Here is a 24,318-nt window from a genome sequence, read left to right as displayed (position 1 = left end):
CCCAGGGCCGCTCGCTGCGCGTACCCGCGCCCCGTGCGTGCCCGGGTCCCGACACCGCGCGCACCCGCGCTCCGGCCCGTCGCCCAGCGCCGAATGCACCCGCGCCGCGTGCGTGCCCGGATCCCGACGCTGCGCGTACCCGCGCCGCGTGCGTGCCCGGCGCCTGGCGCCGCGCGCACCCGCGCCGCGCGCACCCACGCGCCACCGCCGCTCCCCGGCCCCGTACCGTTGAGGCGTGTACCGGTTCCTGCTGACCCCGCGGTGGTGGGGAATCAACCTCTTCTCCGTGCTGGCGATCCCGGTGTGCCTCTTCATGGGCAGCTGGCAGCTCTCCCGCTTCGAGGCACGGGTCGAGAGCCATGAGGAGCAGCAGAGGACGGTCTCCCGCGCGGAGCACGCGAAGCCCGAACCGCTGTCCCGGCTGCTGCCCGTCGACGCCGTGACCAGCGGCCGCACCGCGGAGGTCACCGGACGCTACGACACCTCCCGTCCGCTGCTGGTCCCCGACCGGAGCCTGGAGGGCAGGCGTGGCTTCTACGTGCTGTCGCTGCTGCGCACCCACGCCGGGACCGGCGGCCACGGCAAGGCGCTCCCGGTGGTGCGGGGATGGCTGCCCGGCGACGCCGATCCCTCCCGGGTGCCCCGGACTCCGCGCGGGGAGGTGCGGGTGACCGGTGCGCTCCAGGCGTCCGAGACACAGGGCACTCCGGGCGTGCGGGCCGAAGGGGGCCTGCCGAAGGGGCAGCTCGGCATGATCAGCGCGGCGGCCCTCGTCAACGTCGTCCCGTACGACGTCCACGACGCCTGGATCACCGTGCAGCACATCCCTGCCGACTCGAAACTGAAGCCGGTGCCGCCCGTACGTCCCGACAACACCGGCCTCGACATCAAGGCGTTCCAGAACCTCGGCTACACGGCCGAGTGGTTCGTCTTCGCGGGCTTCGTGGTCTTCATGTGGTTCCGGCTCTTCCGCCGGGACGCGGAGCTCGCGAAGGACGCCGCGCTCGGCATCATCCCCGGGCCGCAGGAGCAGGATCCGGAAGGTGCCTCAGGGCAAAGTCGATCTCCAGCCTCAACTGCTTGATCCGCTCCTCGACCACGAGCGATCCGTGCCCGGCGTCGTAGCGGTACACCTCGTGCGGTGCCCCTCGCCGCTCCAGCCGCTGCACGTAGTTCTCGACCTGCCGGATGGGGCAGCGCGGGTCGTTGACGCCCGCGGAGATGAAGACCGGTGCGCGGACGTCGTCGACGTACGTCAGCGGTGACGAGACCTCGTAGCGCTCCGGCACCTCCTCTGGGGAGCCGCCGAGCAGCGTGCGGTCCAGCGACTTCAGCGCCTCCATCTCGTCGTGGTACGCGGTGACGTAGTCGGCGACCGGCACGGCGGCGAGGCCGACCGCCCACGCCTCGGGCTGGGTGCCCAGGCCGAGCAGCGTCAGATAGCCGCCCCACGATCCGCCGCCCAGCACCAGCCGACTGGGATCGGCGAGGCCGGAATCGACGGCCCACTCACGCACCGCCGCGATGTCCTCCAGCTCGATGAGGCCGACGCGGTGCTTGAGCGCGTCCGTCCAGGCCCGTCCATAGCCGGTGGAGCCGCGGTAGTTGACGCGTACGACGGCGAAGCCGTGGTCGATCCACGCGGCGGGCTGGCCCGCGAAGGCGTCGCTGTCGTGATGGGTCGGGCCGCCGTGCACGTCGAAGACGGTGGGGAAGGGGCCCTCGCCCTCCGGCTTCTGCACGAGCGCGTGGATGGTGCCGCCGGGGCCCTCCACCCAGGCGTCCTCGACTGCGACCGACGGCGGTGCCGTCATGCCGGGCGGGTCCAGGACGACGTCACCGGCGACGGAACGCACCTGCGGTGGCTGTGCCGCGGACGACCACAGATACTCGACGCTGACGCCGGTGCCATCCGCTCCGCCGGGCCCCTCCGTTCCCTGCGCGGCCTGCGCGACGGGCCGTACCGTCGCGTCGGAGACCGAGCCGGGCGGGGTCTCGACCCGGGTCAGGGTGCGGTCCGCGAGGTCGTAGCGCCACAGGTCGCTGCGCGCCTGGTGGCTGTGGGACACGAGGAGCGCGCTGCCGTCCGGATACCAGTCGGCGCTCACGTCCCCGGGCAGGTCGATGGCGAGCTCGGTCGTGTCTCCAGTGAGGGGTTCCCAGATCATCGGCTCCCAGCGGCCCGTGCGCTGGTGCGCGATCAGCAGCCGGGAGTCGTCCGGCACGGGCGCGAACCCGAGGGCGGACAGGCCGAGTTCCTTGGTGCCTCCCTCGCTGTCGTCGAGTTCGGCGACGGTCGTGCCGTCGGGGCGCATCACGCGCAGCGCGGAGTGCATCGCGTCGCCGTGCTCGGTGTGTTCGACGACGAGCAGCGTCCCGTCGTGCGAGAGGTCGGCCACCCCGGCGGACTCGCGATGGCGGTAGATCTCGACGGGCTCCTGGCCGGGACGGCAGAGGTGGATCGTCGTGCCGTCCTCGTCGGTCGAGCGGCCGATGACGGCACTGCCGTCGCGTCCGATGGTCAGTCCCGCGGGGAAGGACGGGGCGAGACCGGGTACCGCCGGCTCGTCGTCGCCGCCCTTGAAGGGCTGCCGCATCCAGACCCCGAACTCGTCACCGTCGGTGTCGGAGAACCACCAGATCTCCTCGCCGTCGGGCGTCAGTACGCCGTCGGTCGTCCCGTTGGGGCGGTCGGTCACCTGGCGGTGCTCACCGGTGACCCGGTCCCACGCGTACAGCTCGAAGGTGCCCGTCACGTTGGAGACGTACAGCGAGCGGTCGGGAGCGTCCTCGGCCCAGTCGGGCAACGAGACCCGCGGTGCCCGGAAGCGCTTCTCCCACTCCGGCATGGCATCGGTCTTCTGCGTCATGTGCCCATTCTGCGCCGGGAGCGGACGCCGCGAGGGCGGGGGCCGCCGTACGTGGCGGGATCAACATCGTTTCGGGGCGGGGCCCGCGGGACAAGCAGACGGGACGGGGACCTACGTACGCGCACGCAAGACGCACCGACCGGGCGGACGGAGGCGACGTGGCTGACGGGACGAACGGTGAGCCGACGGCACGGCACGGGCAGGACGGATCCGACGGGACCAGGACCAACAGCTCTGCGCCAGGGGGAAGTTGGGCGCCACCGCCACCGCCCCCGCCGACGCCACCGGCTCCGCCGACGGCACCGTCCGGACCGCCGAGCCGCAGGGGACTGCTCGCGGCCGGAGCGGCCGCCGGGATCGGCGTGGTCACGGGTTGCGGCACGTCCTCCCCCTCGCGGCCCGACGACGCGAAGGGCGGCGCGAGTTCGGCACGTGACGGCGGGCGCAGCGCCTCGCCGTCAAGGTCCCCGAAGCCGCGGCGGACCAGGAAGCGGCCTCAACTGCCTCGCGGCGGCCGGGAGTTGTTCCCGAAGTACCGGCTGGTCGGCTACTGCGGGCTGCCGGGAGCTCCGGCGCTGGGCCGCCTCGGCGACGGCGATCCGGGCAAGCGGGCCTCCGAGATCGAGAAGACCGCGCGCAAGTATGCCGGGGGCCGCGAGGCGCTGCCCGTGCTGGAACTCCTCGCCACCGTGGCCAACCCGAACGCGGGCCCCGACGGCGAGTACCGCACCCGGACCCCCGGGAAGACGATCCGCCGCTTCCACGAACTCGCCCGCAAGAACGACGCGTTGCTGCTGCTGAACATCCAGCCCGGACGCGCCGGGATGCTCGACGAGGTCAGGGCACTGGAGGAATGGCTGGAACACCCCGACGTAGGAGTGGCCCTCGACCCCGAATGGGACATGGGCCCCGGCCAGACGCCCGGCGAGACATACGGACGCACCGGCGGCGGCGAGATCAACGACGTCGCCGACCACCTGTCGAAGCTCGTCGACGAGCACGATCTGCCGCACAAGCCGCTCGTCTTCCACCAGGTCGCCACGTCCGTCCTCAGCGACGAGAAGAAGCTGCGCCCCGCGGACGGCGTCACGTTGATCAAGAGCGCCGACGGCATAGGATCCCCCGGACTCAAGCGGGCCACGTGGCGGCAGCTCGTCGAGGACATGCCCGACGGACTCCACACCGGATTCAAGCTCTTCTACGAGGAGGACGCCGAGGGCTCCCGCCTGATGAAGCCGCCGGAGGTCCTGAAGCTGCGCCCGGAACCGGAGTACGTGATGTATGAGTAGCGGCCTGCGGCACGTCCTCGCCGGTTCGGGAACGGTCGCGGCGCGGCCGAGGCGCGGCGCGGGCCGAGGCGTGGAGCGCCGACGAGCTCGTGTCCGGAGCGTAGCGGGACGGTCACCCGGGCCGTAGCGTCTGCTCATGCCGATGAACCGAGCACATCGAAGGTTGTGCAGCTCCGAGAAGTGGGCGCAGGGCGTGCGTGACCGTCTGCTGCCCTGGGCCCTCGAGGACGTCGAACTGGGCGACGAGGTACTGGAACTCGGCCCCGGGTACGGCGCCAACCTCCGCGTACTGGTCGAGCAGGTCCCCAGCCTCACCGCCGTGGAGATCGACGGGGACACCACGCGTCTGCTGCGGGAGAGTTGGGGCGAGCGTGCCCGCATCATCCACGGTGACGCCTCGGATCTGCCGTTGCCGGACGGCGGCTTCTCATCCGTGGTCTGCTTCACGATGCTCCACCACGTGCCGGAGGTCCCGACGCAGGACAAGATCTTCCGCGAGGCCTTCCGTGTGCTGCGTCCCGGCGGGATCTTCGCGGGCAGCGACAGCCAGCCCAACTTCCGTTTCCGGCTGCTGCACATCGGCGACACGATGAACACGCTGCCCCCGAAGACGCTTCCGGGACGGCTGGAGGCGGCGGGCTTCACCGATGTACTGGTCGACCGGCACCCGGAGAGCGGCGGCCTGCGCTTCCGCGGCCGGCGTCCCGAGTGACGGCGCACCCGTACCGGCGCAGCGGCTTCCAGCTGGGCGCGTTTCCGAAGTCGTCGCCGCGGGGGCGGTGACGGAAGGACCCCGGGCTCTCTCCGGGGCCCTTCGGGCCACCAGGCTGGGGGTCCCCCCCCGGGGCCCCAAGGGCCCAGGGGGAGTGCCTCCCGGTCGGGGCGGACCGGGCGCGGTCAGGCGCCGCCTGGCTCTCGCGCTCTCCCCGGCCGCGGAGCAGGGGTGCAAGCGCTCGACCAGCATCTCCGTCCACCGCGCGGGGGTCAAAGCAAACCTCCCTATGCCTGCATAGCCGGCGCCTATGACCCGAGGTGGGCGCTGAGCAGCTCGTCCAGCGAGTCCCGTACGCGTGCGCCTTCCGCCACTTCCAGCAGCGCGCGGACCATGGCGGGCCGCGGTTCGTGGGCCGCGAAGACCAGGCCGACGCGCGGCCTGCTGTCGCCGTCGCCGTGCAGCCGCACAACGCGCATGCCTGCGGGGATGCCGAACATGTGCAGCCACGCGTGGGAGATCACGCTCGACCAGCGTCCCGACGCGAGGTGCGCGTAGAGGCCGTCGACGGTGTCGGACTCGACGGCGGGGGAGACCGAGGCGCCGTCCGCGGCGAAGAGCCCGTCGAGGATGCGGCGGTTGCGCATGCGAGGAGAGAGCAGGCACAGCGGTAGCCGCGCGGCCTGCGACCAGCTCACCACCTCTTCGCCGTCGCCGGTGGAGCCGGCATATCCGTCGCTGTCGCCGGGGGAGCCGGCATATCCGTCGCCGTCGCCGTCGGCGGTGACCGGCTCGTCCTCCGGCGTGAGCAGGACGTAGCGCTCCTCGTACAGCGGCAGCTTGTGCACGCCCTGCAGGGTCTCGTCGTCCAGGTAGGTGAGTGCCGCGTCGATCTCGAACTCCGCGAGCCGGCGCATGATCTCGCGCGAGGAGAGCGATTCCAGACGTACGCCCGCCTCGGGGTGGCGCTCGCAGAAGGGCGTGGTCAGCAGCGAGGTGACGGTGAGCGCCGTGGGGATGGCGCCGAGCCGCAGGGTGCCGGTGAGGCGTCCGTGCATCGCGGCGATCTCCTGCTGGAGGGCGTCGCGGTCGCCGAGTATGCGGTGGGCCCACAGCAGGACGCGTTCGCCCTCGGGCGTCAGGCCCTGGAAACGCGCGCCGTGCTGGACGATCGGTACGTCCAGCTCACGTTCCAGCTTGCGGATGCCCGCGGAGAGCGACGGCTGCGAGACGAAGCAAGCGGCCGCCGCACGCGCGAAGTGACGTTCCCTGGCCAGCGCGACCAGGTATTCCAACTGGCGAAGCAGCATGCCTCACCATGACCCGGCACCCGGCGAACGGTCCACTCCCCCGTGCGGGACCGCCCGGCCCGGGACCGCGGCTCACCCCTCCCTGGGCAGCACGGTCATGGGGAGGCTGTCGGGGTGCGCGACCGCCGAGGCGACCTCCTTGACGGTGTGGCCCGGCACCCGCTGGAACCTCCAGCGCCGCAGAACGGTCGCAAGGGTGATGACGATCTCCGTCCAGGCGAAGCCGTCGCCGATGCACTTGCGGTTGCCGGCGCCGAACGGGATGTAGCCCTCGCGCGGCACCTTCGCGCCGTGCTCCGGAAGCCAGCGGTCCGGGTCGAAGCGCTCGGGGTCCTCGTACAGGCGCGCGTCGCGGTGGAGCGCGTAGAGGCTGAAGGCGAGCTCGGTGCCCACGGGCATCTCCGTACCGCCGAGTTCGACGGGTGCGGTGGCCTGGCGCATGAGCAGCGGCACCGAGTGCATCCGGGAGATCTCGCGCAGCACCCGGTCCATGTACTCGAGCTTGGGGACGTCCTCGAAGGTGACGGGACGGTCCCCGAGCACCGACTCGATCTCGGCCAGCAGCTGGTCCTCGACCTCGGGGTGCGTGGCGAGCTCGTGGAAGGTCCAGGCGAGCGTGGAGGCCGTCGTCTCGGTGCCCGCGAACATGATCGCGACGAGTTCGTCGCGCACCTCGCGGTCGCTGAGCGTGTCCCCGGTGTCGGCGTCGCGCGCGGCCATGAGCAGGGACAGCAGGTCCTCGTTGTCCTCGTCCCCTTGCTGGTGGGAGATCGCGATGACGTCGTCGATGACCTTGCGCAGCCGTGCCGCCGCGGTGTCGAAGCGGCGGTTGGCGGGGATCGGCATCCGGTCCATGAGCCTCGGCGTGACGGCCCGAACGAGCGCGTTCTTCAGCAGGATCGGGACGTCGCGGATGACGGCCTCGGCGGCGGGACGGCTGATCTCCGCGGAGAACATCGTCTCGGCGAGCGTGGCCACGGAGAACTGGGCCAGTTCCTCGTCGACGGCGACGGTCTCGCCCGGTTTCCACGACTCGGCCATCGCGTTCGCGCGGGTGGCCATGACGTTCGCGTACCCGGCGATGCGGGCGTGGTGGAACATCGGCTGCATCAGCCTTCGGTGCCGCTTGTGGATGTCCGAGGGTGCGGTGGGCAGCGCGTCGCCGACGAGGGTGCGTGCCCGTATGAAGAAGCGGCCCTTGTCGAAGTTGCGCGCCTTGGTGACGAGCAGCTCATGGGTGAGCTCCGCGCTGGTGACGAAGTAGATGGGCAGGGTTCCGACGTCGACCCGTACGAGGTCGCCGGTATCTCGGAGCGACTTCATGAAGTCGAGGGGCTGCCGTAGCAGGGGGAGGGCGTGGCCGATCAGGGGGCGTCGGTTCGGGGCCAGGGGGACAGCCTTCAGTGCAGCACTCACGTTCGCAGCTCCTTCGGGCAAGAGGTGGGGGGTCCGGGGTGGAGGTGCAGCCGATATTCGATTTCGGTGGTACGTGACGAGGGCCGGTGCGGGTCAAAGGCGTGCAGGCGTACGGGTCTTCGGTGCTCTGTGGGCGCGCTGGGCTTCGGTGCCGGCATGGCCGGCGTTGCTTGGTGTGCTTCGGACTTACGGCGGTGCGTCGGTCAGCGCATGATCGGTGCTCGGGTCCGTGCAGTGTGCGTGGCCGCGGATGTGCGTGGGCCGGGGTTTCCGCGCGGGTTCAGACCGTTGCGGAGGTGCGGAATTCGCCATGCGACGGCTGAAACGTTTCCCTCTCGGGGAGAACGTCCCACCACCATGCGACGGCAGGGATGTCGAGGGCCTCGTCGCTGTCGTCGGTGGGGGTGTCGCAGAACGTCGAGGGCAGGTCGGCGGGGTCGTCCGGTGTCGTGTAGCGGTGCGAACTGATGCCCCAGTCCTGGGCCCCGCGGATGAACGTCCCCAGGTTCTCCAGGTATTGGCGCAGCTGAGGGCTCCCCGTCGCGGCGAGTTCGTCCCGTACCCGCAGGAACAGGCACATGACGCGGTCGCGTTGGGCGACCGCATGGGACAACGCCTCGGCGGGGGTGAGTTGTTGCTCGTTCTCCAGCACTCGCAGGACGTTGAGGTAGTACTGCTGGGCCCGGCTCTCCTTGTGGTACGAGAAGAGGTCGTTGTCCCACGTGATGATGAAGTACGCCATCTCGGCGGCGGCGCGAACTGCCGTGCTGTCCCGCTCGTTGGGATGCAGCTCGTACCCGTGCCCCATCTCCAGCAAGGGCAGGACGACGGACGTGGCGCCGTCGTAGAGGCGCATCAGCGTGTAGTCGTTCAGGCCGGGCACCGTCTCCCGGCTGCGGTGGGAGGCCTCCCACACGACGGAGAGGAAGTACTCGCGCAGTGCGTCCACCCAGCGGGCCTCCTGGCCCGGGGTCGCGTACCGCGAGACGCGGTGGCGCAGATCTCTCAGCCCCGCCGCGAGGGGGTTCTCGGAGAGCATCGGCACGTCCGGGTTCTGCGCGACGCGCAGCATCCTGGACAGCTCACCCACCAACTCCGCGGGGTCCTTGCCGAGTTCGCCCTCCTCGCAGAGGCCGTCGTCGACGCCGAAGAGCCAGATGATGAAGTCCGCGAGTATCGAGACGACCTCCTCGCGGCCCTCGGGCAGGACCCGGGCGGCGAAGGTGCCGATGTCGTGGACGACCAGCTTCTCCCGCAGCTCCGGGGAGCCGATGGAGAAGGTGTTGGCCCAGGCCGTGGTTCGCTCGTTGATCGCTTCGTGGCGAGGGTGTATCGCGGGTGGGATGGGAGAAAAAACGGGTGGCACGATCAAGCCGTGCTCCACTGTCGATCACCTCAGTAATCCGGCGGCTCCCGCCGCCTTCCACTCAACCTCTCGGCAGTTGACCTCTCCGTGGCCCCCTGCACCGGGTATAACCGGCCAATAGCACGTCCTGCCTGCGGAAACAGCGCCCGTCCGCGGCTGCGGGCGGGCGGCACGTCACCGTCTGCTACATGGACATCACCACTCCATCAAGGGGCTGTTCGGCCACGGGAAAACAGGCGGAACCTGCGGATCCGTTATGGCCACAGGAAGGCTTCCCCCTGGTCACCCGCCATTACACGTTCAACTATCACCAGTAGGAGGCGAGTTGACGCCAGTGGCCGAATAAGGCCGGGCATTGCAGACATCCCGGACGTGGTTGGTCTCCCCCGCCCCCGTCACCACCCCCGCAGTTTCCGCTTCAGCCGCGTCCACCACGAGGTGTGGACGGGCGGCGGTGCGACCGGGGGCATCGGCACGGAGGCCGGCTCCTGCGGCTGCAGCGGCGGAAGTTCGACGGAGGGGACGCCCGGTCCCTGGCGTCCCGTGGTGTTGGTGCGGCGTGCGGCGAACTCCACGGGGAGCGCGACCAGCCGCCGGGACATCAGCGCGGTCTCCCACTTCAGATGTTCCTCCGGGACGGCCAGCCGCAGATCCGGGATGCGCGTGAGGAGCGTGTCGATCCCGGTGTCCACGATCGCCCTGCCGAGGTCCTGGCCCGGGCACTCGTGGGGTCCCCCGCTGAACGCGAGATGCGAGCGGTTGCCGTGCATGGGCGTGGACTTGTCGGGCCGGATCTGCGGATCGGCGTTGCCGGCGGCGAGGCCGAGCAACAGCATGTCTCCGGCCTTGATCGTCTTGCCCGCGAGCTGTGCGTCGCCCGTCGCCCAGCGGCCGATATTCGTCGTCATGGGTGGCTCGTCCCAGAGCACCTGCTCCAGCGCGTCGGGCAGTGTCATGTGCCCCCCGGCGAGAGTCGCCCGGAAGCGCTGGTCGGTCAGGACGAGGCGGAGGGTGTTCGCGATCAGGTTGACCGTCGGCTCGTTCGCCGAGACGAGCACCACCCGAAGGTGTTCGCGCACCTCGTCGTTCGTGAGCCGGGCGGGGTGCTCGATCAGCTTGGACGCCACGTCGTGTCCCGGCGACGCACGCTTGCGGTCCACCAGGTCCTGAAGGGCCTCGGTGATGTAGTCGTTGCTCGCCACGGCGGTCTCCGAGCCCCGGATCATGTCCTTGGCCGCTTCGATCAGCCGGGGCCCGTGGTGCTCGGGCATGCCGAAGAGCTGTGTGATCACGCGCAGCGGCAGCTGGTCGGCGAACTGCTCGACCAGGTCGGCGCGTCCCTTCGGCTCGAACTCGTCGATCAGCTGGTGTGCGAAGCGCGTCACGTACCGGCGGATGCCGCGCGCCTCGAAGCGCGCGAGGCTCTCGGTGACGGCCCTGCGCAGCCGCTCGTGCTCCTCGCCCTCGGCGAAGACGCACAGCGGCTGCCACATCGTCAGCGGCGCCAGCGGATGCGTCGGCGGGACCTTGCCCTCCTGCATGTCGCGCCACAGGCGGGAGTCGCGGGAGAAGAGGGAGGGCGTGCGCGAGACCTCGAGGTTCTCCCGGTGCCCCAGCACCAGCCACGCCTCCCGGTCACCCGGCAGCAGTACGGGAGCCACCGCCCCGTGCTCGCTGCGCAGCCTCTCGTACAGCGCGATGGGATCGGCGTCCGCCTCGGGTCCGTACAGACGGCGCAGCCCGTCCGGACCGAGACCGTGGGCGGGGCAGCCGGGCGGCGGAGCGGGGGAGGGGTCGAACACGTCGAAGCCGGAGGCAGCCGGTGAGCCCGCGTCGGGCTCGCCGGGCGTGTGCGCGGAGGGCGTGCCGGCGCCGGGGGCCGCGGGAGCGGGGCCGGAGCCGTCCGGGCGGCCGGGGGCGTCCGGGTCGGGTGGTGGAGAGGTCACTTCGCCTCCGAGGTCAGTGCAAGGGAGCGCAGGTAGTGCATCAGCTGCAGCAGGACGTCCTGGCTGGAGGACCGCTGGCGTGCGTCGCACACGATGATCGGGACCCGCGGGTCGAGGTCCAGGGCGCTGCGCAGGTCCTCGACGGGGTAACTCGGGGCCTCCGGGAAGGCGTTGACGGCGACGACGAACGGGACGGCGGACTCCTCCAGCCGGCCGATCACGTCGAAGCTCACCTCGAGACGGCGCGTGTCGACGAGGACCACGGCTCCCAGGGCACCGTCGAAGAGCCCGTTCCAGAGGAACCAGAAGCGCTGCTGCCCCGGCGTCCCGAACAGGTAGAGCACCAGCTCGTCGTTGAGGCTGATGCGTCCGAAGTCCATGGCGACGGTGGTGGCGGTCTTGCGTTCGACGCCGGCGGTGTCGTCGATGTTCTCGCTCGCCTGCGTCATCGTCTCTTCTGTCGTCAGCGGGCGGATCTCGCTGACGGAACGGACGAGGGTCGTCTTGCCGACACCGAAACCGCCGACGATGACGATCTTCACCGCGGAGCTGGCGGAGGAGGGCAGTCTGTCTTCGCTCCTAGGCCCCGTGGCTGTGTCAGAGATTCCGGAGTCCATGGATCACCGCCTCAATCAGTTCGATGTCAGGAAGCGACGGGGCGGGCGATCGCGCCTCGACCCGTTCCTCGGTCAGCAGGTCCGCCAGCAGGACGGTGATGACGCTCACGGGCAGTCCCAGGTACGCGGAGATCTCCGCCACGGAGAGCGGGGAGCTGCACACGCGTAGAATCGAGGCGTGCTCGGGCTGCATCCCCACCTGGGGGTCCTGCCTCGCCACGATTAACGTGACGAGGTCCAGGCCCGTCTGCTCGGAGGGGTCGCTGCGCCCGCCGGTGATCACGTAGAGCCGCTCGGGCCCGATGTCGTCGTCCCATCCCGGAACCTGGCTCATATGGCCAATCCGCCGTCGCGCGGGGGACTGGTCAGATGCTCGCCGATGCGAGCAACGAGGTCCCTCATGCGCCCGCCGACGAGGCCCGCGTCGACACCCTCGTCCGCGAGTACGGCCAGATGCGCGCCGGCTCCCGCCGCCATCAAGTACATGAAACCGCCGTTGACTTCGATGACGACCATGCGCATCCGCCCGTCACTGTGCGGGAATTCGGCCGCCACGGCGGAGGAGAGGCTCTGCAGGCCGGAGCCGATCGCGGCCAGCCGGTCGGCCGTGTCGGTGTCGGTGCCGTGCTTGGCCATGCACAGACCGTCGGAGGACAGCACGATCACGTGGCGGGTCTGGGGGACGGTCTCCGCCAGATCCTTCAGCATCCAGTCCATGTCGGCACGCCGTTCCATCGTTCACTCACCCTCATCCGACGACGCGTCTTCATTACGGTCCGCGTAGGAGTTCTCGTCGGTCTTGCCCGACAGTCCGCTCTGCAGGTCTGCCATCCACAGGCCCGGTGCCGGTTCGTCCGGCGCGGGCCGCGCCGGAGGCTGCGGCGTCCCGGTGCTCCGGCCGCCGATGCCTCCGGGACGCGCGTTCGGGTTCGCGCTGCGTCGGCGGCGCTGGGGCAGCCCGTTGGCGTTGCGCTCGACCACTGGTGGTGTCTCGTCCTGCACTTCGTCTTCCTGCCGTGCGGGGCCGCTTTCCGGAAGCCAGGGGTCAGGACGTGGCGGCATCCGGTGCCCGGCGGCAGGCGCTCCCGCCGGGGGTGCCGCCGAAGGCGCGTCCTGGAACGGCATGCGCTGTGGAGCAGTGCGGGGTGCTTCGTCCCCCGCGAACCCCGGCGCGGGCGGGGCCCCCGGGGCGGGTGAGGCGACGGAGGCCGGTGCCCCGTCGAACGACGGTGCGCCGTTGCCCGGGACCGCGGCGGCCGGAGCCTCCGTGCCGGGGACCTCCCGGCGGGATGCCTCCTGGCCGGGGCCCGCGCCGATGCCGTGGGCACGTCCCGTGGCGGGCGCGGTGGTGACCAGCTTCTTCGGCACGACGAGCACGGCACGCACGCCGCCGTACGCCGAAGGCGGCAGCGAGACCTGGAAGTCGTAGGCCTGGGCGAGGCGGCCGACCACGGCGAGGCCGAGGCGCGGCGACTCACCGAGGTCGTTGAGGTCGATGCCCGCCTGGGCCTCCTTCAGCCTCAACTCGGCGCGCTTGCGGGCCTCTTCGCTCAGGCCCACGCCGCCGTCCTCGATCTCGATGGCGATGCCGGCGTGCACTTCGCCCGCGGTCAGGTGGACACGTGCCTTCGGCGGCGAGTAGCGGGTGGCGTTGTCGAGAAGCTCGGCGAGCGCGTGGATGAGCGGTTCCACCGCCGGACCGACGATCGCGACGTCGGCGACGGAGTGCAGCTCGACGCGCTGGTAGTCCAGCACCCGCGACATCGCGCCACGCAGCACGCTGTACACCGGGACGGCCTTGCTCCACTGCCTGCCGGGCCGGGCGCCGCCGAGCACGGCGATGCTGTCGGCGAGACGGCCGATGAGGGCGGTGCCGTGGTCGAGCCTCAGCAGGTCGGCGAAGAAGTCCGGCTGCTGGCCGTGCCGGTCCTCCATGCCCCGCAGGTCGGTCGCCTGCCGGTGGACGATGGCCTGCACGCGGCGTGCGATGTTCACCACGCCCCGCTGCGCGGAGTCGCGCAAGGTCTCCTCCGCCTGGACGGCCTCGACGACGGAGCGCAGCAACTCCTGGTGCGCAGCCTGGAATTCACTGCTGAGTCCCTCGGCCCGCGGCATGGACTGCAGCACGTCCTCGGCGAACTCGCCCTCCTGGAGGCGTTCCACAGCCTCGGGCAGCCGCTCCTTGGCCAACTGCACCGTCACGCGCTCCTGTTGGTGCAGCCGGGCCTGGAGCATCGACAGCTGCTCGGCATGCTGGGCCCGCATCAGCGTCAGTGCGCGTCCGCGGCGGGCCACTTCGGCCACCACGACGGCCACGGCGAGCGTCGCGACGAGTCCGCACACGGTGACCGCCGTGCGGGCGCTCGCCGGTACGAGGGGGACTGCGATGCCTGTGGCCGCCGCCGTCACAACGGCGGGCAGCAGCCAGACGAGTACCGGGCCGGACCCTTGCTCTCCGGGTGACGATCCAGCACGAACCATCAGGATCCTCAAATCAATCGAAAAAGCTGGTGAGCAGGCAGTGCGGGGCAGCAGCGACAGGCACGAAGGGGATCGCCCGAACCGCACATTCGGTCTCAACTCGGCGGCTGGGCGAGGAGGTTGGTCCGGTCCACTGAGCCTCGGGCAGCATAGCCGGAACCGATCACTTGTGACGCAGAGTCTTCGTGCGAGTGCCGCTTAGGGTCCACTTCGGTGCCGAAACTGAGCAGGTCAGGACAGTAGGCCCCCGAGGCTCACAAATGTGCGTCAGACGGACAGGTGCCCTCAGCACCTAAAAACGGAATGCGGCGACGGGGGGTGAGTTGGCCAGAAAGAACCGGCTCGTCGGAAAGTGACCGGGAGAGGCCCTATTGGGTACGACACGGCAGTGCGGATGTTCGAACCCCAGGTCCGGTCCATCGGTACGTGCCAGAACTAACCTGCGAGTAGCGGAGGTTGTGTGAAGTTCTAGCGTCTTCTATGTGTGCACGACGGTGACTGACGCAGAGTCACGTAGCCCGGAACGCGCGGTCCCTCTCGGGCCCGCGGCGCCGCTTGTGTAAGTTGGCCGACGGTGCACCGGAACGTGGCCTTGCGAGTCGTCGTTGTTGCCATGCGGTTCACCGAACGGGGGAGCGCATCAAGTTCGTCTTGTGTTCGCGCGGAGTCCGGGGACCGTCGGTCGCACCGGGCTTCCGCACGACCTGCGGGCCACGGCGGCCGGCGCGGACTCCCGCATCGGTACCGGCACCGGCATCCGGGCAGCACCGACGGACGGCATGCGAAATGGGGGAATTGCGTGAGCCAGAGCGTGAAAAGGATCGCCAAGGCGGTCGCGGAGAATCCGGAGCTGCGCGAAGCAGCCGAGGGTGAGCTACGGCGCCGCGGCGGCGCGGTGGTGCGGCAGCGTTCGGGGGACGGACGTGACGACGGCGGTTCGGGCGAACTGCGCGGCGACGACGGACTCGACCCCGCCGACTTCCCAGCCGCCCGCGAACAGGGCGGCAGCATCGACACGGTGATGACGCAGCAGACCGTGCCCATGGACGAGGCGCGGGAGGTGCTCAACCGCAGCGAACAGCGCCGTGAGGACGGCCGGAAGGTCCACGCCATCTGCCCGATGGCCCTGCCCCGCGGCCGCTCGTTCGTCAGCATGCTGCCCGTACTGCTTCTGCTGGTGGTGGGGGCGGCCGGGAGCGCCATCACGTCGTCCGCGGGCAGTTCCCTCCTCACCCATCCCCTCTTCGGCATCCACTACTGGGTGCTGTCGCTGCTCGCCATCGGCTTCGTGTGGTGGCGGCAGGGCATGGTCATGGTGCCGGACGGCTGCCAGGCGCTGATCACGCGCTTCGGGAAGCTGGAGGACGTGGTCGGCCCCGGCAGGGTGATCCTGCTGAACCCGTGGAAGCGGGTGTCGTACATCATCAACACCACGCGCGAGTACCCGTTCAACGCGCCGGTGCGTGAGGCCCCGACCAAGGGCGGCGTCAAGGCGTCCATCGACCTGTTCATCCAGTTCCGCATCAGCGACCCGGTGGAGTTCGTCTACACGCTCGGCGCCGTGCGGGGGTTCGAGGAGAAGCTCAGCAACGCCACCAGCGAGACGATCCGGAGCCTCATCTACGAGCAGGAGGCCGCCGAGATCTACGACATGGTCGGCGAGGACACCGGCCGCCTCCTGGAGCAGCTCAACCAGCAGTTCCGTCCCGCCGTGGAGCTGACCAACGCCAATATCACCCACGCCGAACCGTCCGACCGCGGCTACCGCATGGACCTGGCGTCGCCGGAGATGGTGCGTGTCGCGAAGGACGCCTACACCCACGAGTACGCGCTGCACCTCCGCAAGGAGCAGGACGAGGGAGACCTGACGAAGGAGCTGGCCTCCCGTCACGAGACCCTCTCGGCGATCATGGCCGACATCGCCCAGTACCAGGCGCAGATGGACACCGCCGTGGAGCGCGAGACGAACCGCGCCGAGGCGACGGCCCGTCAGCGCTATGTACAGGCCGAGTCGGAGGCGAAGGCCAACGCGGCGCTCCTGGAGGCGCAGGCACTGGACATCCGCGCGGTCACCGCCGCCGAGGCGCCGGAGATCCTTCAGTACCGCTACCAGCAGCAGGTCCTCGACACGCTGGAGGAGGTCGCCGACCACCTTCCGCGGCTGCTGCGCATCGGCGGCGGCACCGAGTCCGACGGGGGCGGCGTCGGGGTCGACTTCCTCGCGCTCGCACGGGAGTTGGTGGGCGAGCGCGGCACGGAGCTGTTCTCCGAGGAGGACATGGCTGCCGGGCGCGCCCGCCTCTTCGAGGTCTCGGAGCGCATCCGCGCACGCGAGGCAGAGATCGACGCCCTGCTGGAGACGGACCGCCCGACCGTTCCTGCCGCCGCCGGCACCGCGGGCCCTGACGCCGACTCCGTGGCGGAGTCCGCGGGACCGTCCGTGCCGGCGGCCGGGAAGTCACCCGGAGAACCCCGCGGGGCCTCCGGAAACGCGACCGGGGAAGCACCGGCCGAGGCCGCGTCCGAGGAGGCCGCAGAATGAGCGTCACAAGAAGCCGCCGGTCGGTCATCTCCGAAGAGGTCGCTCCCTGGAGCGAGATCCGCCAACTGCTGCGCGGCGGCGAGACGGACAAGCTGATCCCCGTCATCATCCCCAAGCACACCCGCAGGCTGTGGTGGCTGCTGCTGATCTGGCTCGGGCTCTTCGCGCTGCTGACCGGCGTGATGTTCTCGCTGAGGGAGCCCGACGGCCCCTCTGCCGACGTCGCCGCCGTCGCCTACGACGCGCTGGCCTCGACCGCCTATGCCGCCGGCGCCGTCCTGCTCGTGCTGGGGATGCTGTGGTGGTGGCGGTCCTCCATCGCCGAGATCGAGCAGGGCACCGCGGGCGTCCTGACCCGCTACGGAGCCGTCACCCGCACACTCGACCCGGGGCGGCACTACCTCTGGCACCCCTGGTCACGGGTCGACTTCGTCGTCGACACCGCCACCGAGATCCCGTACTCGGCACCGGTGATGGCGTGTCCCACCCGGGAGAACGTGCCGCTGCGCTCGATCGAGTTCTTCCTGAAGTTCCGCATCAACGACGCCGTCCTGTTCGTGCGCACCATCGGCGCGGGCAACTTCGACCTGGTGCTCTCCCAGGCCGTGCAGGACGCCATCCGCCAGCGCGCCCGCCTGGTGCAGACGGAACGCGCGTACGACCTGCGCGGGTCCGACGTCGCCGACATGCAGGAACTGCTCAACCGCCAGCTCTCCCGCTACGGGGTGCGCATCACGGGCTCCAACATCCCGGACGTCCAGCTGCCCGCCCAGTACCAGCAGCACCTGGCCACCCGGGAGCGCGTGGCCAAGGAACGCACCGCGTACGACCAGGAATGGGGCCTGACGCGCAAGCGCCGTATCGACAGCCTCCAGATGGACATCGAGCGGGCGAAGAAGGTGCGCGACGCCCGCATCGTCGAGGTGAAGGCAGCGCTCAACAAGGCGCGTGAGGACGTGGCTCAGCTCCTGGAGGAGCAGGAGACGAACGCGCAGAAGGTGCGCTTCGAGATCGAGACCCGCGGCCGCAGCGGCCTCATCTCCGCCGAGAACGAGGCCCGCGCGCAGCGCCGACTGGCCCAGGCCTACCGCGACAACCGTGCGGTGCTGCAGTACGAACTGGCCCGCAGGCGGCTGGAGGTGGGCGCGATCCTCGCAGGCCGCGCACCGCAGCCGGTGGTCGTGCGCACCGACGGGAACGGCGGGGACACCTCCGCCCTGTCGACGTTGCTCACGGCTCAGCTGATCCCGAAGCTGAACGGTTCCCTGCTGCCGCCGGAGGCGGCCCGCTCGGCGGACCGCGAGGACTGAGGACGGCCCCTCGCCGCGCGCCGCGGCAGGGGTGAGCACGGCAGGAAGCACGGCACAAGGGGCCCGCACCGACGCCGCTTCGGGGTCTCCGCACGCCGATGGCGTAGGGGAAGGGTGTGCGGGCCCTTGGCCGTGCGGTGTCAGTCGCGGACGGCCAGTTCCCGTACGCGGGCGACGACAGGTGCGAACGCCTCCGCGTACGGGCCGAGGACGGTGTAGTGCGTGAAGCCGTACCGCTGCCGGTTCCGCATCACCTGCTCCGCCATCTCCTCGACGGTGCCGACGAACACGAAGGGGCACTCCAGGAGTTCCTCGGGGCTCATCGCCTGCCCGAACCGCTCCAGCAGGCGCTCGGCCTCTTCACGTCTGTCGTCCGTCACCACCACCGCCTGTGCGAGCGCGTGCCATTCGATGCTCTCGGCACGCGCACCCGCTCGTTCCCTGACGTAACGCACCCGGTCATCCGCCTCGGCGGCGGAACCCAGCCGCAGCGTTCCGGGCGGCTCGCCCTTGCGCTGGTAGAGGCCCGCGATGCTGACGATGTCCGCGTGCTCCGCCGCGACGTCCAGCACCCGGTCGCCGGTGCCGCCCACGATGAGCGGCGGCCCGGCGCCGCCGAAACCGTGCCGCTGGACGGGGCGGAGCGCCGGGAGGCCGAACCTGGTCCGCATCCCGTGCTGCTGCTCGTATCCGTCCGAGCCGAAGAGCCGCCCCAACTCCCGTACGACGGCCCGCAGATGCTCCGTCCGCTCGGCGATCGGCCGCCACGGCACGCCTGCTTCGTCGAACTCCCACTTCATGTGCCCTGCGCCTAGGCCGAGTTCGAGCCGCCCGCCGGTGAGGAGGTCGGCGGTCGCCGCCTCCCGGGCCAGCAACGCCGGGTTCCAGAACTCGGCGTTGAGGACCAGCGTGCCCACCCTCAGACGCTCGGTTGCCCGAGCGGCGGCGACGAGCAGCTGGAACGGTGCCGGGATGCCGAGGTGGTCGGCGGCGTAGACCGCGTCGTATCCGTCGCGTTCGGCCCGGCGGCACTCGGCGGCGACGGCCCCGTACGTCCCGGAACTCGCGAGCCCCTGTGAAAACCGAAACTCCCGCATGCGCCGAAAGCTACCCGCCGGCCGCCCCGTGCACGGGGATCCGCCGCCGGGAGCCGCCCGGCTCTGCCGACAGCAGACGGCGGGTCGAACGCCTTGACCACGCTCGCCGGGGTTGCCGGTGTGCACGGGCGTTCGTACCGTCATGTCATGGCACGCGTTGCCGCTGGTGCGTCCGGCTCACGCAAGGCCGTGGGCCTGCTCACGGCCCTCCTTCTCGCGTCCGGGGTGGCCTGCTCCGGAGAGCCTCCCGAGGAGGGTCCGCGGGAGAGCAGTCCCGGCGCCGGGGCCGAACGCCACGCCGGCAGCCCGAAGAAGGGCCCCTACAAGGTGCGCACCCAGACCGTCTCGCCCGACGACGTGGGCGGCGACTTCGGCAGCGGTACCGTCCACTACCCGGACGACGACAGCCGCGACCACGGAGTGATCGCGGCCTCACCGGGGCTCGGCGCGGACGAGTCCATGGTCACGCCCTTCGGCCAACTGCTCGCCTCGCACGGCTTCGTGGTCATCACGTTCAACACGAAGACCACCGAGGACTCGCCCTCGCAGCGGGGCCGCCAGCTGCTGGACGCCCTCGACTACGCGGCCGGGCGCAGCGACGCCGCGGACCGGGCCGACCCGAAGCGACTGGGCGTACTGGGCCACTCCATGGGCGGCGGCGGAGCCCTGTTCGCGGCCGCGCGCAACCCGGCGATCAAGGCGGCTGTGCCGCTGACCCCGTACGCGACCCGGGGCGAGTGGCGGGGTGTGAAGGCGCCGACCCTCGTCGTCGGCGGCAGCACCGACGAGATCGCCCCCACGTCCGAGCACGCCGAGGTCTTCTACGAGGATCTGGGCGGCGCGAAGGAAAAGGCATACCTGGAGCTGAAGGGCGACCACTTCGTGGCCACCCCGCCCGACGCCCTGGTCGCCCGCCAGGTGGTCGCCTGGTTCAAGCGCTTCGTCGACGGCGACACCGGGTCCGCCGACCGCCTCTGCCCGCCACCGCGCACGGCGCAGGTCACGGAGTCCCGTGACACCTGCCCGGTCGGCTGAACAGGGACATGGACGGGGACGGGGACGGGGTCCGGGGCAGACGCGGCCGCGAAGAGGTCGTCCCGAAGTGCTCCCGGAATCAAGGAAGTTGAGGGCCACTGGATGCGGCGCGCCCCGGGCGCCCTGGCGCATCACTGGCAGACTGCCGCCACACGGCGGTGAGTTAGCATCGCGTGACGGTCGACACATCGAGGAGCGTGGAGACATGGCAGACGATGTCGATGCGACTGACGAGTCCCGGGGCGACCCGCTGATCGTCGGTCACGACGTCCCGTCGATCGTCAGCGACGTCCCGCACTCGGCCCGGATGTGGGACTACTGGCTGGGCGGCAAGGACCACTACGCCGTCGACCGACGGGCGGGGGAGACCGCCCGCGAGGCCTACCCGGGCATCGTGGACATCGCCCGTACCAGCCGTGCGCTGCTCAGCCGCGTCGTGCGGTACCTCATCACCGAGGCGGGCATCCGCCAGTTCCTCGACGTCGGCACCGGACTGCCGACCGCTGACAACACCCACCAGATCGCTCAGCGGGTCGCACCCGAGAGCCGCATCGTGTACGTGGACAACGACCCGCTCGTGCTCACACACGCCCGCACGCTGCTGACCGGGACGCCGGAGGGCGCGACCGACTATCTCCACGCCGACATGCACGACCCCCAGGCGATCCTGGAGGGGGCGGCCCACACCCTCGATCTGTCCCGCCCCGTGGGGTTGATCATGTTCGGCATCGTCGGGCACGTGGACGAGCACTCCGAGGCGCTCTCGATCGTGCGCAGCCTGACGGGGGGACTGGCCCCGGGCAGCCACCTCGGGCTGTACACCGGCACCGACGGCGACCCCGCACTGGTGGAGGCCGAGCGCCGCGTCGGCGAACACGGCGGCACCCCCTACCGGCTCCCGGATCTGGCTCAGGTGCAGGAGCTCTTCTCCCACCTGGAACTCGTCGACCCCGGAGTCGTATCGGGCCCGCGGTGGCGCCCCGAGGAACCCGTCACCGACTCCGCCGCCGACATCGCCTCTCTCTGCGGCCTCGCGCGCAAGCCCTGACCGCCGCCGTGGCAGTCGGACGCCACGACTGACGCGGCAGTGGTCCGGCACAGGGCCGGACCCGGATCGTGTCCGGGCCGTGGCCGGGCGCGGATAAGGTCCGTCCGCATGGCGATCGACTACAACGCCCACTACCACCCGCTGCTGCTGAAGCACGTGCCCGAGGGTGCGAGGACCGCCCTGGACGTCGGCTGCGGGACGGGGCAGTTCGCGCGGTTGCTCGCCGGCCGGGGACTCGATGTCGAGGGGATCGACGGCAACGCGCAGGTCATCGAGGCGGCGCAAGCCGCCGGCGGAGGCCCCCGGTACCGTCACACCGACGCCCGCGAGGACCAACTGCCCGAGTCCCACTACGACTTCATCTCCTGCATCGCCAGCCTCCACCACATGCCGTTCGACATGGTGCTGACGCTGCGGAAGGCCTCGCCCCGGGAGGCGTCCTGGCGGTGCTGGGGCTCTATCCGGCCAGGACGGTGCCCGACCTCGTCTGCGCCCTCCCCGCGATCGCCCTCCTCAAGGCGGACCGGCTGCTGAGCCGGCGCCGCCGAGGCCCCGCCGTGCAGGTCCCCATCGTCTGGCCGCCGCCGCTCACGTACGCCGAGACCCGCGCCGAATCAGCCCGCCTGCTGCCGGGCTCGACGCTGCGCCGCCTGCTGCTGTGGCGGTATCTGCTGCTGTACCGGGCCTGAGCGGAGGACGGGCGGCCGGGCACGTCCGTCGCCACCCGCGCCGGTCGGCTCCGGCCCCCCACATCGCCCGCCGCCCGCACTCGGGCGATGTCCGGGTGGCCGTCAGGGGGAGGTTCGGGGGCCTCGCTCATGCGCTCACCGTGCGGCTGCCGGCACCCCGGAACCGCGTCACGGTGAACGAGCAGGAGAACAGGGGAGGTTGACGGGTGTGCTCCCCGGCGGGAGCACACCGTTTTTTCCGGCCCAGCCGCACGGCCCGGCGTCCGCGGTCCCGCCAGCGCACCGACGCCAGCGCACCGACGCCGACGCACCGACGCCGACGCACACCGACGCCGGCGGGGCCGCGACCCTCACGAGGCCCGGTGCGACCGGGTGCCCGGCGGAGGACTTCAGGAGTCGGCCGCCTCGAGGAACCGCTCGAGCTCGGTACGGGTGTCGGACCCGCAAGGCTGGAACACGATCTCCGTGACGCCCTTCTCGGCGAATTCGTCGAGCCGGCGGCGGATCTGGTCACGCGTTCCGCTGACCGTCACGTCATGGAGCATCTGATGACCGCCGGCCTTCCACGCGGCCTCGTCGGCCGCGTTGAGCTCGACGCAGTGCCCCTCGTGGACAGCGAGGTGCCGCTGCTTCTCGGGGGTCCGCTCGACGACGTCCATCCACTCGGCGCCGCCGGGCAGTTCACGTACGGCCGAGGGACCACCGAACTCGTAGGCCCCGTGGTAGGCCAGGGCCCAGCCCGGTCCGCCCGAGAGACGGGCGTGCTCGGAGTCGGTGGCCTCGTCGTCGTCGAGCACCGTTCCCCACACCAGGTTCGGCACCCACGAGTACTCGCTCATGAACTCCGGCAACTGGAGCGTCACGTAGAGCCCGTCGGCGAGCTGCTTGGCCACTTCATGCCCCTTGGGCCCGAGGGCACTGATGAGGACGGGAACGTCGACCGGACGGGCGGGAGCGTGTCCGTCGGGGTGCAGCATCTGCATCTCCACGCCCTCCCACTCGACGACCTCGCCCCGGAGAAGCGCGCGGTAGGCGCGGATGTAGGAGTCCATGAAGGACCAGGTGATCGCGCGGTACCCCATGGCGCGGCGGCCGGTGAACCCGGTGCCGAAGGCGACAGCGACCCTTCCGGGCGCCAGTTCGGCCAGGGTGGCGGTCGCGGCGGCATTGACCATCGGGTGGCGCAGGCTGGGTATCAGCACGCCCGGGCCGAGGCCGATCCTCTCGGTCCGCTCGGCGGCAAGGGCGAGGGTCATCCATACGTCCGGGCTCTGCTGAGGCGTGTCGTAGACCCACGCCCGCGCGTATCCCAGTTGTTCGGCCAGAGCGATGTTGTCCGGCGAGTCCAGGGCGGTCGGGAAAGCACAGGACACCTCCACGGCCCCTCCATTTCACATGTCGGATCGGATGGAACGGCAGGGGACCGGCCGCGCCGCGGAAGGAACGGCCGGGCCGGGACGGTCTAGGGCAGTCCGGCGTGCGGCACCTCGACGCGCACCGACAGCAGTTGGGCCTCTCGCACGGGCCGGCGCTCGTGCTCCGGGAAGGAGGGGGCGGCGCACAGATACAGGGTCCGGCCGTCGTCACCGCCGAGCATGCAGGCGAAGACGCCCGTCCCGGTGGGGATTTCCTCCAGGATCCCGCCGCCCTCCGCGACGCGGATGACGCGGGAGTGGAGTGCGTCCGCAACCCATATCGCGCCGTCGGCGTCCGCGCAGATTCCGTCGGGGCCGACCTCGAGGCGCTCCACGGCCTCGCCGACGTCCTCGGTCTGCGGCGTCTCGCCGAACTGCGCCCATATGCGGCGGTTGCTCAGCGCACCGTCCTCACCGATGTCGAAGGCGGTCAGCCGTCCGGCGAACGTCTCCGCGACGACCAGTACTCCGCCGGGCAGGATCACCATGCCGTTGGGGAAGCCCAGATCCTTCGCGGCGGTCGTCACGGTCCCGTCGGGGTCGACCCGCGTGATCGTGGTGTAGCGCAGCGCTTCCCCACCCATGAGGTCGAAGCCGAAGTTGCCCACGTAGGCGCGTCCGCGCTCGTCCACGACCATGTCGTTGAGCATCCCGGAGACGGCGTCCGACAGGTCGGCGTGCTCGGTGAGCTGTCCCCTCTCCTGGCGTACGAGGACCCGGTGATCACGCATCGACACTATGAGCGCCCGCCCGTCGGGCAGGAAACCGATCCCGGACGGCTGGTTGGGCACCGCCGCCACGACCTCGGTGCCGCCGCGACCGTCCGTCGCCACGACCTGGTTGGTGTAGAAGTCCGAGACCCACAACCGGCCGTCGTGCCACCGCGGGCACTCCAGGTAGGAGTATCCGTCCAGCACGACCGTCAACTCCCGGGCCGACGGCTGTCCTTCCTCCATCGTGACCTCGTTCCCGTACGTCATTCCCGTACGTCGTCGTTGGCAGTTCGGAAGGCGTGATGCCACCGTCGCTCGTGAGAGCGACCACATCCCACGGCACGAGAGCTGCCTGCCAACAGCAGTCGGCCGCAGTGACTAAGCGCATAGTCATTCCGCTTGGGATGTGCGTCAAGGGTCCGGGCGACGGTATTCAGCGAGGGCGCCATGGTCATCCAGAGG

21 protein-coding genes are annotated in these 24,318 nt (G+C 70.8%); 9 read left to right on the top strand and 12 right to left on the bottom strand.

The features are described 5' to 3' along the window. Positions 1-235 precede the first annotated feature (235 nt). Entirely contained in the window at positions 236-1,084 is an 849-nt protein-coding gene (locus tag G4Z16_RS14465) for an SURF1 family protein (protein ID WP_197351172.1), read from the top strand. On the opposite strand, the gene G4Z16_RS14460 is transcribed toward G4Z16_RS14465, so the two are convergent. After that, a complete protein-coding gene (locus G4Z16_RS14460) occupies positions 1,011-2,870 on the bottom strand; it encodes a S9 family peptidase (RefSeq protein WP_246530853.1) in 1,860 nt (619 codons plus the stop codon). The genes G4Z16_RS14465 and G4Z16_RS14460 overlap by 74 nt on opposite strands. 158 nt (positions 2,871-3,028) lie before the next feature. On the opposite strand from G4Z16_RS14460, the gene G4Z16_RS14455 reads away from it, so the two are divergent. Together G4Z16_RS14455 and G4Z16_RS14450 are read left to right on the top strand one after the other, a co-directional pair. After that, positions 3,029-4,159, top strand: a complete 1,131-nt coding sequence (locus tag G4Z16_RS14455; RefSeq protein WP_246530852.1) for a hypothetical protein — start codon at positions 3,029-3,031, stop codon at positions 4,157-4,159. 136 nt (positions 4,160-4,295) lie between these two features. After that, positions 4,296-4,871, top strand: a complete 576-nt coding sequence (locus G4Z16_RS14450; protein ID WP_197351171.1) for a class I SAM-dependent methyltransferase — start codon at positions 4,296-4,298, stop codon at positions 4,869-4,871. Between the two features lie 308 nt (positions 4,872-5,179). Here G4Z16_RS14450 and G4Z16_RS14445 read toward each other — a convergent pair whose 3' ends face one another. The 8 genes from G4Z16_RS14445 to G4Z16_RS14410 form a co-directional block, all read right to left on the bottom strand. Then, on the bottom strand, positions 5,180-6,181 hold the full coding sequence (locus G4Z16_RS14445; RefSeq protein WP_197351170.1) for a LysR family transcriptional regulator: 1,002 nt from the start codon (positions 6,179-6,181) through the stop codon (positions 5,180-5,182). A 72-nt stretch (positions 6,182-6,253) separates the two neighbouring features. After that, positions 6,254-7,597, bottom strand: coding sequence for a cytochrome P450 (locus tag G4Z16_RS14440; protein ID WP_246530851.1), 1,344 nt, complete (start codon positions 7,595-7,597; stop codon positions 6,254-6,256). A 280-nt stretch (positions 7,598-7,877) separates the two neighbouring features. Beyond that, complete coding sequence (locus G4Z16_RS14435) at positions 7,878-8,981, bottom strand: selina-4(15),7(11)-diene synthase (protein ID WP_197351169.1); 1,104 nt, start codon at positions 8,979-8,981, stop codon at positions 7,878-7,880. A 377-nt stretch (positions 8,982-9,358) separates the two neighbouring features. Continuing rightward, the gene (locus G4Z16_RS14430) at positions 9,359-10,765 is read right to left on the bottom strand and encodes a cytochrome P450 (protein ID WP_197354568.1); all 1,407 of its coding nucleotides are present in this window, start codon (positions 10,763-10,765) and stop codon (positions 9,359-9,361) included. A 140-nt stretch (positions 10,766-10,905) separates the two neighbouring features. Continuing rightward, positions 10,906-11,526, bottom strand: coding sequence for a GTP-binding protein (locus G4Z16_RS14425; RefSeq protein ID WP_197351168.1), 621 nt, complete (start codon positions 11,524-11,526; stop codon positions 10,906-10,908). Continuing rightward, complete coding sequence (locus G4Z16_RS14420; protein WP_197351167.1) at positions 11,507-11,860, bottom strand: DUF742 domain-containing protein; 354 nt, start codon at positions 11,858-11,860, stop codon at positions 11,507-11,509. The genes G4Z16_RS14425 and G4Z16_RS14420 overlap by 20 nt, the downstream gene beginning before the upstream one ends. Further along, entirely contained in the window at positions 11,857-12,261 is a 405-nt protein-coding gene (locus G4Z16_RS14415; RefSeq protein WP_246530850.1) for a roadblock/LC7 domain-containing protein, read from the bottom strand. Before G4Z16_RS14415 ends, G4Z16_RS14420 begins: the two co-directional genes overlap by 4 nt. 3 nt (positions 12,262-12,264) lie before the next feature. Further along, on the bottom strand, positions 12,265-14,007 hold the full coding sequence (locus G4Z16_RS14410) for a sensor histidine kinase (protein ID WP_246530849.1): 1,743 nt from the start codon (positions 14,005-14,007) through the stop codon (positions 12,265-12,267). Positions 14,008-15,028: 1,021 nt separating this feature from the next. Between G4Z16_RS14410 and G4Z16_RS14405 the strand changes: the two genes are divergently transcribed. Together G4Z16_RS14405 and G4Z16_RS14400 are read left to right on the top strand one after the other, a co-directional pair. Further along, on the top strand, positions 15,029-16,549 hold the full coding sequence (locus tag G4Z16_RS14405; RefSeq protein ID WP_425508164.1) for an SPFH domain-containing protein: 1,521 nt from the start codon (positions 15,029-15,031) through the stop codon (positions 16,547-16,549). Beyond that, positions 16,546-17,859: an SPFH domain-containing protein gene (locus G4Z16_RS14400; protein WP_197351166.1), complete on the top strand. Its 1,314-nt coding sequence runs from the start codon at positions 16,546-16,548 to the stop codon at positions 17,857-17,859. Before G4Z16_RS14405 ends, G4Z16_RS14400 begins: the two co-directional genes overlap by 4 nt. 140 nt (positions 17,860-17,999) lie before the next feature. Here the strand turns inward: G4Z16_RS14400 and G4Z16_RS14395 are convergent, their stop codons facing one another. After that, on the bottom strand, positions 18,000-18,956 hold the full coding sequence (locus G4Z16_RS14395; protein ID WP_197351165.1) for a TIGR03621 family F420-dependent LLM class oxidoreductase: 957 nt from the start codon (positions 18,954-18,956) through the stop codon (positions 18,000-18,002). 147 nt (positions 18,957-19,103) lie between these two features. Here G4Z16_RS14395 and G4Z16_RS14390 point away from each other — a divergent pair, with 147 nt between their 5' ends. The 4 genes from G4Z16_RS14390 (at position 19,104) to G4Z16_RS32940 (ending at position 21,728) form a co-directional block, all read left to right on the top strand. Beyond that, positions 19,104-19,991, top strand: a complete 888-nt coding sequence (locus G4Z16_RS14390) for an alpha/beta hydrolase family protein (RefSeq protein ID WP_197351164.1) — start codon at positions 19,104-19,106, stop codon at positions 19,989-19,991. Positions 19,992-20,196: 205 nt separating this feature from the next. Next, entirely contained in the window at positions 20,197-21,039 is an 843-nt protein-coding gene (locus G4Z16_RS14385; RefSeq protein WP_197351163.1) for an SAM-dependent methyltransferase, read from the top strand. A 108-nt stretch (positions 21,040-21,147) separates the two neighbouring features. Then, positions 21,148-21,573, top strand: coding sequence for a class I SAM-dependent methyltransferase (locus G4Z16_RS14380; RefSeq protein ID WP_281393695.1), 426 nt, complete (start codon positions 21,148-21,150; stop codon positions 21,571-21,573). Between the two features lie 23 nt (positions 21,574-21,596). Beyond that, positions 21,597-21,728 carry a hypothetical protein gene (locus tag G4Z16_RS32940; RefSeq protein WP_281393694.1) on the top strand — a complete coding sequence of 44 codons (132 nt, stop codon included), beginning with the start codon at positions 21,597-21,599 and terminating at the stop codon, positions 21,726-21,728. Positions 21,729-22,117: 389 nt separating this feature from the next. Here G4Z16_RS32940 and G4Z16_RS14375 read toward each other — a convergent pair whose 3' ends face one another. Both G4Z16_RS14375 and G4Z16_RS14370 read right to left on the bottom strand, forming a co-directional pair. Beyond that, the gene (locus tag G4Z16_RS14375; RefSeq protein WP_246530847.1) at positions 22,118-23,101 is read right to left on the bottom strand and encodes an LLM class flavin-dependent oxidoreductase; all 984 of its coding nucleotides are present in this window, start codon (positions 23,099-23,101) and stop codon (positions 22,118-22,120) included. A gap of 89 nt (positions 23,102-23,190) precedes the next feature. Beyond that, a complete protein-coding gene (locus G4Z16_RS14370) occupies positions 23,191-24,123 on the bottom strand; it encodes an SMP-30/gluconolactonase/LRE family protein (RefSeq protein WP_246530846.1) in 933 nt (310 codons plus the stop codon). Positions 24,124-24,318: the final 195 nt, after the last annotated feature.

This window comes from Streptomyces bathyalis (assembly GCF_015910445.1).
Classification (GTDB): Bacteria; Actinomycetota; Actinomycetes; order Streptomycetales; family Streptomycetaceae; genus Streptomyces; species Streptomyces bathyalis.
Note: the sequence above shows the minus strand (reverse complement) of the source record. Positions and strands in the feature narration are given on the sequence as shown.